The organism is Streptomyces sp. NPDC002785 (assembly GCF_040295565.1).
Classification (GTDB): Bacteria; Actinomycetota; Actinomycetes; order Streptomycetales; family Streptomycetaceae; genus Streptomyces.
Genome location: NZ_JBEOVN010000070.1, coordinates 1 through 12,325, shown reverse-complemented (window position 1 = coordinate 12,325; position 12,325 = coordinate 1). Strand labels below are relative to the sequence as shown.

Sequence of the window (12,325 nt, the reverse complement as noted above, 5' to 3'; positions counted from 1 at the left end):
TCTGCTCACGTTGACCGCGGTCGTCATCGTCCTGACCGCTGTGGGCACCATCGCTTTCGGTCTGGTGGTACTCGGTGTCGGGGCGCGCAGACTGCTCGGTCTCCGGATCGGTGTGCTGCGCTCCCTGCTCACCGGATGCACCGGGCTGCTCACCACCGGACTGGTGAGTTCCGCGATGGGGCCCGCCGCGGCGGGCACCGCGCTGGTGAGCGTCCAGGTAGGCAGCGCCCTTCTGGCCGCCATGATGTTCCTGGCCCTGTCCGAGGCGGTGGTGCCCAGCGGGTCGGTCGGCGGCGTCGTCCGCTGGCCCCGCTCCGTGCGGCGCCGGGTGGCGCGGACCCAGCGCTTCACGGAGCTCAGCCGGATCGCCCTCCGGCACGGGCTGGGCCGCCTCCCGCGTCTGTCCGGCCTGCGCGGCCCGGCCACGAGCGCCAGCCGGGCGGAGCACGCCCGCGCCCTCCGGCTGGCCCTGGAGGAGGCGGGCACCACCTTCGTCAAACTCGGCCAGGTACTCTCCACCCGCTACGACCTGCTGCCCGCCGAGTTCATCGATGAACTGAGCCTGCTCCAGTGCTCGGTGGCCGCCGAGTCCTGGGACGACATCGAGCAGGTGCTCACCGTGGACCTCGGAGCCCCACCGGGCGAGGTGTTCGCCGAGTTCGACACCGTGCCGCTGGCGGCCGGCTCCGTCGCCCAGGTGCACCGGGCGCGGCTGCGCGACGGCCGGGCGGTCGCCGTCAAGGTGCAGCGACCCCGGGCCCGTCAGGTGGTGGAACGCGACCTGGACATCCTCCTGCACATCGCCCGCAGGGCCGGGGAACGCACAGCGTGGGGCCGCTCCATCGGAGTCACCGACCTGGTCCGGGGCTTCGCCGCCTCCCTCCAGGAGGAACTCGACTTCCGCACCGAGGCCCGCAACACCCGGGTGGTCGCCGCCGCGCGCGAGGCCGACGCCCGGCAGCACCCGTCGGACGGTACCGCCCCGCTTCCCGCGGTGACGATCCCCGCCGTCCACGACGGTGTGACCACCGCCCGTGTGCTGGTGGTGGAGTGGCTGGACGGGGTAACGCTCGACCGGGCCGCCGAGGCCGCCGACGCGCGCGGGATCGACCGGACGGCACTCGCCGGAGCCCTGCTGGACTGTGTCCTCGCGCAGATCATGACCGACGGCGTCTTCCATGCCGATCCGCACCCGGGCAACATCCTGCTGCTGGACGACGGACGGCTGGGGCTGCTGGACTTCGGATGCGCCGGCCGTATCGACCGGGTGCTGCGATCGGCGCTGCGCGACCTGCTGGTCGCGATCCACCGCAACGACCAGCAGGCCCTCTGCGACGCCCTGTTGGAGCTGGTGGAGCACCGGCCGGAACGGGCCGACGAGGACCGGCTGGCCCGTGAACTGGGCCGGTTCATGGCCCGGCACCTGGTTCCGGGGACCCGGCCGGACCGGGAGATGTTCGCCGCCCTGTTCCTGCTGATGACCAAGTACGGGCTCACCGTGCCCGGCGAGATCGCCGCCGCTTTCCGCTCCCTGTCGACGCTGGAGGCGGCCCTCGACCAGCTGGTCCCCGGCTACGACATCATCGCCGAGGCCCGCCAGTTCGCGACCTCCCAGGCCCGGCGGAAGCTGGCGCCGGGCAGCCTGGGACGGGCGGCCGCGGGCGAGGTGCTCACGCTGTTGCCGGTGCTGCGCCGGCTGCCGCGCCGGGTCGACCGCATCACGGAGGCGCTGGAGCAGGGTCGGCTGAGCGTGAACGTCCGGGTGCTGGCCGACGAACGTGACCGCGACTTCGTCCGTGGCATCGTCCACGACGTACTGCTGGCCTTCAGCGGCGGCGCGGCCGGGGTGGTCGGGGTGATGCTGCTGCAGACGCCCGGCGGGCCGGGGATCACCCCGTCGGTCGGACTGTTCGAGGTGCTCGGCTGCAATCTGCTGCTCATCGCCTCGGTGCTGACGCTGCGGGTGCTGTTCTCGATCTCCCGCGGCCGCCGCTGACCGTACGGTCACGGGGCACGACGAAGGGCCCGGTCGTACACCGGGCCCTTCGTCGAACGGGGGCGGGTGCCCTCAGCGGGCGGTCGCCGTGCTGTAGGCGCGGCCCGACATCGGGATGACCACGGCGAGGATGACACCGACCAGGACCAGCGACATCACGATGGGATGCTCGGCCGGCAGGCCCGTGCCGGCGCCCACGGTGGGGTTGCCGAAGAGCTGCCGGCAGGCGGTGACCACCATGCTGACTGGGTTCCACTCGGCGACGACCCTCAGCCAGTCCGGTAGCCCGGCGGGCGGGACGAACGCGTTGGACAGGAACACCAGCGGCATCATCGCCATGAATGCCAGGGCGTTGACCGACTCCGTGCTGCGCAGCGCCAGACCGAGCAGCGCGCCGAGCCACGACATGGCGAAGCCCAGCATGAGCAGCAGCGCGAACGCCGCGAGCGCCTTGGGCAGTCCGTTGTGGATGCGCCAGCCGATGAGATAACCGACACCTGCCATCAGGACGCAGGACCACGCGGCGAGCGCCATGTCCGCGGTGGTACGGCCGATCAGCACTGCGGAGCGGGAGATCGGCAGCGAGCGGAAGCGGTCCACCAGACCGTTGCTCAGGTCCCCGACGACGCCCAGGGCCGTCTGGGAGATGTTGGCCATCATCACCTGGATGAAGATGCCCGCCATGATGTATTCCTGGTAGCTGCCGCCCTCCACGGTCATGGCGCTGCCGAAGAGCATGCCGAAGATCAGCACGAAGGCGATCGGCATGATGGTGACGCTGATCAGCTGCTCGGGTATGCGGTAGATGTGCCGGAAGTGACGGCCCACCAACGCCCGTATGTCACTCAGTGTCTCGGTCACGCCGATTCCCTTTCCCTGGCCGTCTGGCCGGTCAGCGTCATGAACACATCGTCGAGCGAAGGGCGCCGGACGGCGAACTCCGCTATGTCGATGCCGAGTTCCTCCACCGCCGCGGCTGCGGCGGCGACACCGCCCATGCCGTCGGGCAGCGGCACCGACACGGTGCGGCCGTCCTCGGCGACGGACGGGGTGGTGGCGAGCCGGGCGCCGAGCGCGGCAACCACCTGGGAGGTGTCCTCGGCGGCGAGCGCGGCGACCTCGAGGCGCTCGTTGCCGACCTTCTGCTTCAGCTGGTCGGCGGTGCCGTCGGCGATGACCTTGCCGGAGTCGATCACCACGATGCGGTCGGCGAGCTGGTCGGCCTCCTCCAGGTACTGGGTGGTCAGCAGGACGGTGACGCCCTTGGCCACCTGCTCCCGGATCATCCCCCACAGGACGAGTCGGCTGCTGGGGTCGAGTCCGGTGGTCGGCTCGTCGAGAAAGAGGACCGGCGGGTCGACCATCAGGCTGGCCGCCAGGTCCAGGCGCCTGCGCATGCCGCCGGAGTAGGTCCGTACCACCCGGTCGGCGGCGGCGGTGAGTTCGAACCGCTCCAGCAGCTCGTCCGCCCTCCGGCGGGACGGGCCCTTGCCCAGGTGCAGCAGGGTACCGATGAGCCGCAGATTCTCGCGGCCGGTGAGCCGTTCGTCGAGGGCCGCGTACTGGCCGGTGAGGCCGATCCGGCGGCGCACCTCCTTGGGCTGATTGAGGGCGTCGAAGCCGGCGACCATCGCCCGGCCCTCCTCTGGCCGGAGCAGGGTGGCCAGGATACGGACGGTGGTGGTCTTGCCCGCACCGTTGGGGCCGAGCAGTCCGAGGACCGTTCCCTCGGGCACGGAGAGGGACACCCCGCTCAGCGCCTCGTGCCCCTTGTAACTCTTGCGGAGGCCTTCGGCCTCGATGGCGTTCGTCACGGCTTCACCTCGATGGTTGACGGGCCCCGCCGGATCTGTCCGTCCGGCTGCGGGACGTCGGTCCCGGGGGCGGACAGGCGGCGGGGGCGGTGGCGCAGGTGGAGGGCGGCGAGCGCCAGCGACGCGCCCCAGACGAAGAACACGGGATACCAGTAGAAGTTCCAGGGACCGAAGGAGGCGGCCACTTCCGCGCTCGGCTCGACCCGGCCCACGGCGATGAAGAACCGCAGGTAGCCGTAGCCGAGTCCCCACAGGGCGAGCCCGGTGCCGGCGGTCAGAGCCGCCCCGATGCGGAGCCACCGGGGAAAGAAGTCCCCCCAGGGCCGGAAGAGGGCGGTGGTCGCGAGGGCGGCGAGCGTGGCGGCCGCACCCATGCCCCAGAAGGCGATCATGCGCTGCCAGGCCACGTCCGGCACCGACTCGGGGGTGTCGGGGTAGGCGACCATGATCCCCAGCCCCCACCACAGGTGCGGCAGGGCGTAGGCGAGCCCGGCGATCACCGCGCAGTACCCGATGGTCCGCTCCCATCGGGACACCGGGACCACGGACGCCGAAGTGGCATCCGCTCGTGCGTTCGACATCGTATTCCTCTTCTTCGTCATCAGGACCTGCGGGCGGAACGAACGGCCCTCAGCTCCATCGGGCGAGCCCTTCACGGTCCGCCTCGAAGCGGACGGGCAGGCTCTCCAGGCCGCTGAGGAAGTTGGAGAACACCGGCTCCACCGGGCCGTTGGGCTCGATGTGGTCCACCACGGTCCGCACTGCGTCGAGCATGGCGTTGATCTCGACACGGCCGAGGAACGCGCCGAGGCAGAAGTGCGGCCCGTAGCCGAACGACACGTGCTTGTTGGGGGTGCGTGCCAGGTCGAACGTCTCGGGGGCGTCGAAGATGTCCTCGTCCCGGTTGGCGGAGGTGTTCCACAGGGTGACGATGTCGCCGGCGGCGATCCGCTGCCCCGCGACCTCGACGTCCCGCAGCGCCCGGCGGCCGAAGTGCATGCCCGGGGTCGTCCAGCGCAGCACCTCCTCCACAGCGCTTTCCACCGTCGCCCTGCCCTGCTTCAGTGCGTTCCACTGCTCCGGGTGACGCATCAGTGCCTGCACCCCGCCGATCATCGACAGCCGGCTGGTCTCGTCGCCGCCGAGGATCAGGCTGTAGCAGTTCAGGACGACCTCGTCCTCGTCGAGCGGTTTCCCGTCGATCCGGCCGGTGGCCAGCACGCTGATGACGTCGTCGACCGGGTTCCTCCTGCGCTCCTCGGCGAGCTCACCGAAGTACAGGAGGATCTCGTTGCGGGCGAGCCAGGAGTCCTCGGCAGTGGTGTCGGCCGTACTGGAGCTGAGTGCCTGCTTGTTGAGGCCGAGCAGGAAGCCGCGGTCCGACTCGGGGACGCCCAGCAGGTCGCAGATGGTGGCGATCGGGATGTGCTCGGCGACATCCCGCGCGAAGTCCGCCTCGCCCCGCTCCACCGCGTTCTTGAGGAGCGTGCGGGTGCGCTGCACGACCTGCTCCGAGATGTGCTGCAGGGCGCGCGGCGAGAAGGACTTGAGCATCAGCTTGCGGATCGCCGCGTGCCGGGGGCCGTCGGTGACCGCGAGCATCTTCCCCGCCGCGGAGTCACTGCCGTGCAACAGCGTGACCAGCAGGTTCCCCCGCTCGGAGGTGAAGTTGTCGTCGTCCTTGTACAACTTCATGATGTCGTCGTACTTGGACAGGACCCAGAATTCGGGCCCGGCCGCGGTCGCCGGATGGCGGTGTACCGGGCGCTCGGCGCGGAACCGGCGCCACATGGCGTGAACGTCGGTCGTCTGATAGGTCAGGGGATCGGTCAGGTCGAAGCTGTCGAGCTCACGGCCCTCGACGTCGGCTCCGCCCAGTGCCGTCGCGGTCGCGCTGGTCATAGGGACTTGCTCCAAGTGGGTGCGCTATGGCGGGTCGTCGGTACGGTGGTGCTCCGGCGGTTCACCGGAGCTCGCGCAACTGCGCGGCGAGCGCTCGGCCGATCTCGCCGATGGGCCCCGGCCGGGTCAGCTCGTTGTGCCCGCAGTCGACGACCTGGATGTTGACCCGCCCCTCCACGAAGGGACGCCACGCCGTGGCCATCGCCTGCGGGGAGGCATGGTCCCGGCCTGCGACGGTCAGCATGACATCGCCACGGACGATGCCCAGTAGACCAGGGCTGTACGGGTGGATGATGCTGTTCGACATGTTGGTGCCAACACGGGCGAGCGCACTGATATGGCGCTTTTCCAGACCGGCAAGTGCGCTGTCCCCGGCCCGCAGGACCTCCATCACCTGCTCGTACTCCAGCGGCTCAGCCGGGTCGCGGTCCCCTGCCCGGCCGCTGAGGTCCAACAGCGTCGCCAGCACATCCTGTTCGTCGTACGCGAGACCCGCGTGCTCCTCGGAGGGGATGTCCGGGTCGGTGTCCAGCACGGCCAGCAGCCCGACCTGCTCGCCCGCCTCCTGGAGCCGGGTGGCGATCATATGCGCGAGGATTCCGCCGAGGGACCAGCCCACCAGGTGGTAGGGGCCGGACGGCTGGACGCTGCGGATCCGGTCGAGGTAGTCGTCCGCCATCTCCTGGATGGAGGAGGGCAGTTCCTCGTCGCGGGCGAGCCCTCGCGCCTGGAGCGCGTAGATCGGGTGGTCGGCCGGGATGTGCCGCAGCAGGCCCGAGTAACCCCACCCGATACCGGCCCCGGGGTGCAGGCAGAACACGCCCGGTCCCGAGCCGTTGGGGCGCAGGGGCAGCAGCACGTCGAACGGGTCGTGGTCGGAGCCGGCGGTGAGCTCGGCGGCCAGCGCGGCCACGGTCGGGTTCTCCAGCAGGCTGCGCACCGAGAGCCGCACACCGAACGCGGCCCGCGCCCGGCTGATCACCCGGGTCGCGAGCAGCGAATGCCCGCCGAGATCGAAGAAGTTGTCGTGGATGCCGACCCTGGGCAGCGAGAGCACCTCGGCGAACAGACCGCAGAGCACCTCCTCCTCGGGGGTACGGGGGGCCCCGCTGCCCAGGGCCCCGGTGAATTCGGGGTCGGGCAGCGCCTTGCGGTCCAGCTTTCCGTTCGGCATCAGCGGAACCTCGTCCAGCCGTACGAACGCGGAGGGCACCATGTACTCGGGGAGCGTGCCGGCCAGACCGGCCCGCAGCGTGACCGGTTCCAGGCAGCCGGCCGGTCCGGCCGGGGCCGCCGGAACGACGTAGGCCACGATCATCCGGTCGCCCTCGGCGTTCTCCCGCACCATCGATACCGCCCGGCCGACACCGGGGAGCGCGGCGAGCGCCGACTCGATCTCGCCGAGCTCGATACGGAAGCCGCGGATCTTCACCTGGTCGTCGGCGCGGCCGAGGTACTCCAGGGTGCCGTCCTCGGCCCAGCGCACCAGGTCCCCGGTGCGGTACATGCGCCCGCCGGGCCCGCCGTACGGGCAGGCGGTGAACCGCTCGGCCGTCAGTGCCGCCCGGCCCAGGTAGCCGCGGGCCAGACCGTCCCCGGCCACGTACAGCTCACCCGGGACGCCGACGGGTACGGGGCGCAGCGTGTCGCCCAGCACGTAGACCCTGGTCCCGCGGACCGGCCGGCCGATGGACGGGGCGCCGCCCCCCGCGGCCAGGGGCTCGCTGAGGGTGGCCGCGACGGTGACCTCGGTCGGCCCGTAGGCATTGACCATGCGGCGGCCCGGCGCCCAGCGGTCCACGAGTTCGGCGCCGGTGGCGTCGCCGCCGACGACCAGGGAGCGGAAGTCGGGCAGCCCCTCCTCGGGCACGGTGGCGAGTGCCGCCGGCGGCACCAGGGCATGGGTCACCCGCTGCTCGCGCAGCACCTCGGCGAGGGCCTCGTCACCGAGCGGGCCGGGTGGGGGCACCACGAGCGCGGCCCCGGCCGGCAGCGCGGAGCACAGTTCCAGCACCGAAGCGTCGAAGCTCGGCGAGGCGAACTGGAGCACCCGGGCCGTGCCGTCCACGGCGAACCCTTCGGCCACCGCGGCGGAGAAGGCCGCCAGCCCGGTGTGCTGCACCAGCACGCCCTTGGGCCTGCCGGTGGAGCCGGAGGTGTGGATGACGTACGCGGGATGACCGGGCAGCAGCGCGGCGGTGCGGTCGGAGTCGGCCAGGTCGTGGGCCGGCAGCGCGGCGAGTTCCCCGGTGACGGCCGGGTCGTCCAGCCGCAGCACCGGGAGCCCGGACGGCAGCGTGCCCTGCGGCAGGGTGACACCGGAGGCGGTGACAGCGAGTACCGGCGCCGTGTCGTCGAGCATGAACGCGATGCGCTCGGCCGGGTAGGACGGGTCCACCGGCAGGTAGGCGGCCCCGGACTTGAGCACCGCGAGCTGCGCCACCACGATGTCCACCGACCGGGGCAGCAGCAGGGCGACGATCTTCTCCGGCCCGGCCCCGCGCGCGGCCAGCAGCCGGGCGAGCCGGTTGGCCCGCTCGTTCAGCTCGGCGTATCGGAGCAGGACCCCCGGCGCGACGACGGCGTCGGCGTCCGGGGTGCGGCGGACCTGATCCTCGAACAGTTCGGGGAAGGTCCCAGTCCGCGGCCCGTCGCCGCTGCGGCTCCATTCGTCGACGATCCGCCGGTGTTCGTCGCGGGAGACGACGTCCAGTCGGCCGACGGCCTGCTCCGGGTCCTCGACCACGGCCCGCAGCAGCGCTTCCAGGCGGCCGCCCATCAGCCGCACGGTCTCGTCGGAGAACAGGTCGGGCCGGTAGCTCAGCCGCAGGTGGAGCCGGGGGCCGGGGACAGCCGCGAGACTCATCGGGTAGTGGTTGGCGTCTTCCCCCACCAGCCCGGTGACCCGCAGCTCGTCCCGGTCGCCCGGGTGCTCGGCCGCCAGTGCGGACGGGTCGACGGGGTAGTTCTCCGTCACGGTGAGCGTGTCGAACAGCTCGCCGACACCCTCCTTCCAGCCGCCGAGTGACTGCACTTCGGTGAGGCTCAGCTGCTGATGGCTCATGAGGCCGGTCTGCTGCTTCTGCAGCCGGGCCAGGAGTCCGGCCAGCGATTCGGTGCGGTCGAGGGTGACCCGGACCGGCAGGGTGTTGATGAACAGACCGATCATGTGCTCCACACCGGGCAGCTCCGGTGGGCGCCCGGAGACCGTGCCGCCGAAGACGACGTCGTCCCGGCCGGTGAGGCGGCCCAGCAGCAGCCCCCACACGCCCTGCAGGACGGTGTTCAGCGTCAGACCGTGCCGGCGGGTCCGCGCCGTCAGCGCGGAGGTGAAGTCCTCGGACAGGTCCAGCGTGTGATGGCGCGGCCGGACCGGCCGGCGGGCCGGGTCCTCGGGAGCCAGCAGGGTGGGCTCGCAGACGTCCCCGAGCACATCGCGCCAGGCTTGCTCGCTCTGCGCCCGGTCCTGCTTGGCCACCCACGCCAGATAGTCGCGGTAGGGCGTGACGTGAGGCATCCCGGACGGGTCGCCGTGCTGCCTGTACAGGGTGAAGAGCTCGCTGACCAGCAGCGGTGTGGACCAGCCGTCCAGCAGGATGTGGTGATTGCTCACCACGAGCCGGTGCTCGCGCTCGCCGAGGCGCACCAGGGTGAAGCGCACCAGCGGCGGCCGGTTCAGGTCGAAGCGGCGCGCGCGGTCCTCGGCCAGGGCCTGTTCCAGCGCGGCGGGCCGCTCGTCCTTCGGCAGTCCGCTGAGGTCGACCTCCCGGTAGGGCGGCCGGACCCGGCTGCGGATCACCTGCACCGGGCGCTCCAGGCCCTCGTGCCGGAAGCCGGCGCGCAGGCTGGAGTGCCGGGCGACGAGCGCGGCGACGGCGGCCGTCATCCGTTCGGTGTCCACCGTGCCGGTGAGCTCCAGCACCAGCTGCACCGTGTAGACGTCCATCTCCTGCTCGTCGAGCAGCGCGTGGAACAGCAGTCCCTCCTGCAGGGGTGACAGCGGGAGTACGTCCTCGATCGCCGGCTTGTTCATCGGTTCCTCCAGTTGGTGCCGGCATCGGCGTTGTCGTGTCCGTGATGTTGCTGGTGTTGCTGGTTCTGGAAATCGTCGGATGCGTAGAAGCCGTCGAAGTCGTCGTCGAGGTCGTCGTCCAGGTCGTCACCGAGCCCGTCGATGTCGTGCTGGCTCAGCGACACCAGCGGCAGGTCGGAAGGCGTCCAGCCGCCGGTCTCGGGAGCGGCGGCGTGCTCGGCGAGCATCCGCAGCATGCGGAACCACGCCTCGGCCAGCCCGGCCACGTCCTCCTCGCCGAGCAGTTCACCGGCCCAGGTCCAGGTGGCCACCAGTTGCGGTCCCTGGGGGCCGTCCTGGGTGAAGGCGTTGACCTCCAGCGGGTGCGCGAGCGGCATGGCGTCGTCGGCGCCGCCGCCGAGCCCGCCGGACTCGGGGGCCGGGCCCCAGTCCACGGCCTCGGCCGCTTCGCCGCCACCTCCGAGCCGGCCCAGGTAGTTGAAACCGATCTGAGGATGGGCGAGGTCGGCGAGAGAGGACCGGGTGTTCGGGTTGAGGTAGCGCAGCAGCCCGTATCCGAGCCCGTTGTCGGGCACCGCCCGCAGTTGCTCCTTGACCTGCTTGAGCACCCTGCCCGCACCCGAGCCGGTGGCGGTGAGCTGTTCCCAGTCCTGGTATCCGGTCTCCAGCCGCACCGGGTGGATCCCGGTGAACCAGCCGACCGTGCGCGACAGGTCGCAGGCGGCGCCGCCCGGTCCGGTCCTGCCATGGCCTTCGAGATCCACCAGCACGCCCCGGGTGCGCCGGCCCCGGCTCTCCTGCCACTCGGCGACGGCCAGCGCGAATCCGGTCAGCAGCACGTCGTTCACCCCGGCGTGGAACGCGGAGACGACGGAGGTCAGCAGCGGTTCGGTGTGCTCGGGTGCGAGGGACAGGCTGAGGGTGCGCGCGGTCGCCCGGGTGTCACGTGCCGGATCAAGTGGACGTTCGCCGAGCAGCGGTTCGCCATCGGCCAGCATCTTTGTCCAGCGGCTCAGGTCGCCGACGCGTTCGGGCCTCAGGGCCTCCTCGTTCAGCAGGCGGGCCCAGGTACGGAAGGACGTGGGCACCGGTTCGGGCGCCGGCTTCCCGCCACTGGCCAGGGCCTGGTACGCCTCGGCCAGATCGGGGGTGATGATGCGCCAGGAGACGCCGTCGACCACGAGGTGGTGGGCGATCAGCAGCAGCCGCCCCGGGTGGTCCGGACCGGCGTCGAACCAGACCGCCTGGACCATGACGCCGTCCTCGGGCGAGAGCCGGTCCCACGCCGCGGTGGCGTGCTCCTCCAGAGCGTCGGCGAGCGTCTCGGCCCGGACCGGACCGGACGGCAGCGGAACCCGGTGCAGCAGGGCTGCCGCGTCGGCCGTGTCACGGTCCGGGACCTCCAGCGACCAGCCGTCGGCGCCGTGCGTCAGACGAGCCCGCAGCATGTCGTGGTGGTCCAGCAGCGTCTGCAGCGCGGCCGTCAGGTGCCCGGCCGACGCGCCCGCGGGGACCTGGAGCAGCGTCGACTGGTTGAAACGGTCGATGGGGCCGCCGCGTTCCTCCAGCCAGCGGACGATCGGCGTCGCCTCCACGGCGCCGATCCCGGCGTCCGGACCTTCGTCGGCCGTGCGGTCCACGGTGGCGGCGACGGTGGCCAGCGCCTCGACCGTCTTGTGCTCGAAGATGTCGCGCGGGGTCAGGAGCAGTCCGGCCTTGCGGGCGCGGGCGACGAGCTGGATGGAGACGATGGAGTCGCCGCCCAGATCGAAGAAGCCGTCGTCCACGCCGACGGAGGGCAGTCCGAGGACTTCGGCGAACAGGCCGCAGAGCAGCTCCTCGCGCTCGGTCCGCGCCGCGCGGCCTCCCGCCGCCGCGGCGAAGTCGGGGGCGGGCAGTGCCTTGCGGTCGAGCTTGCCGTTGGCGGTGAGCGGCAGTTGCGGCAGCGTCACGAACGCCGACGGCACCATGTACTCGGGGAGCTGCGTACGCAGGTGCTTGCGCAGGTCCTCCGGCTCCACGGTCCGGCTCTCCGTGCCCGGGACGACGTACGCGACGAGCTTGCGCTCGCCCGGCCGGTCCTCCCGTACGACGACGGCGACCTGACCGGCCTGCGGATGCGAGGCGAGGCAGGCCTCGATCTCGCCGAGCTCGATGCGGAATCCGCGGATCTTGACCTGGTGGTCGGCGCGGCCGGTGTACTCCAGCTCGCCGTCGCTGTTGCGGCGTGCCAGGTCGCCGGTGCGGTACATCCGGGTGCCGGGCGGACCGTACGGGTCGGCGACGAAGCGCTCGGCGGTCAGGTCGTGCCGGCCGAGGTAGCCCCGGGCCAGGCCCGCGCCTGCCACGTACATCTCACCGACGACGCCGGTGGGGACCGGTGTGAGGCAGGCGTCGAGGATGTGCACCCGCAGATCGGGGATCGGCCGGCCGATGAGGCTGGTCGTCGCCGAGGCGGCACCTTCGGCGTCCAGCTCGGTGTGTGTGACGTGGACGGTGGTCTCGGTGATCCCGTACATGTTGACCAGCCGCGGAGCGTCCTCACGGTGCCGGCCGTACCACTCCTCCAGCCGCCACAGA

7 protein-coding genes are annotated in these 12,325 nt (G+C 71.7%); 1 reads left to right on the top strand and 6 read right to left on the bottom strand.

The genetic code is table 11. The annotated features are described in order from the left end of the window. Positions 1 to 10: 10 nt before the first annotated feature. Positions 11 to 1,996 (top strand): ABC1 kinase family protein, encoded by a 1,986-nt coding sequence (locus tag ABTZ94_RS18455; RefSeq protein ID WP_351202109.1) that lies wholly within the window; start codon positions 11 to 13, stop codon positions 1,994 to 1,996. Positions 1,997 to 2,068: 72 nt separating this feature from the next. Here the strand turns inward: ABTZ94_RS18455 and ABTZ94_RS18450 are convergent, their stop codons facing one another. The 6 genes from ABTZ94_RS18450 to ABTZ94_RS18425 all read right to left on the bottom strand — a co-directional run. Next, a complete protein-coding gene (locus ABTZ94_RS18450) occupies positions 2,069 to 2,857 on the bottom strand; it encodes an ABC transporter permease (protein WP_351202108.1) in 789 nt (262 codons plus the stop codon). After that, a complete protein-coding gene (locus ABTZ94_RS18445; RefSeq protein WP_351202107.1) occupies positions 2,854 to 3,810 on the bottom strand; it encodes an ATP-binding cassette domain-containing protein in 957 nt (318 codons plus the stop codon). Before ABTZ94_RS18445 ends, ABTZ94_RS18450 begins: the two co-directional genes overlap by 4 nt. Next, on the bottom strand, positions 3,807 to 4,391 hold the full coding sequence (locus tag ABTZ94_RS18440) for a DUF3995 domain-containing protein (protein WP_351202106.1): 585 nt from the start codon (positions 4,389 to 4,391) through the stop codon (positions 3,807 to 3,809). The genes ABTZ94_RS18445 and ABTZ94_RS18440 overlap by 4 nt, the downstream gene beginning before the upstream one ends. A gap of 49 nt (positions 4,392 to 4,440) precedes the next feature. Next, the gene (locus tag ABTZ94_RS18435) at positions 4,441 to 5,712 is read right to left on the bottom strand and encodes a cytochrome P450 (RefSeq protein ID WP_351202105.1); all 1,272 of its coding nucleotides are present in this window, start codon (positions 5,710 to 5,712) and stop codon (positions 4,441 to 4,443) included. Positions 5,713 to 5,773: 61 nt separating this feature from the next. Then, the gene (locus ABTZ94_RS18430; protein ID WP_351202104.1) at positions 5,774 to 9,745 is read right to left on the bottom strand and encodes a non-ribosomal peptide synthetase; all 3,972 of its coding nucleotides are present in this window, start codon (positions 9,743 to 9,745) and stop codon (positions 5,774 to 5,776) included. Further along, on the bottom strand, positions 9,742 to 12,325 hold a 2,584-nt coding region (locus tag ABTZ94_RS18425; protein ID WP_351202103.1), incomplete at its 5' end, for a condensation domain-containing protein. The genes ABTZ94_RS18430 and ABTZ94_RS18425, both read right to left, overlap by 4 nt.

Coding starts and splice junctions, on each gene's coding strand:
- ABTZ94_RS18440 (WP_351202106.1), bottom strand. CDS start 4,391: ATGTCGAACGCACGAGCGGATGCCACTTCGGCGTCCGTGGTCCCGGTG.
- ABTZ94_RS18435 (WP_351202105.1), bottom strand. CDS start 5,712: ATGACCAGCGCGACCGCGACGGCACTGGGCGGAGCCGACGTCGAGGGC.
- ABTZ94_RS18430 (WP_351202104.1), bottom strand. CDS start 9,745: ATGAACAAGCCGGCGATCGAGGACGTACTCCCGCTGTCACCCCTGCAG.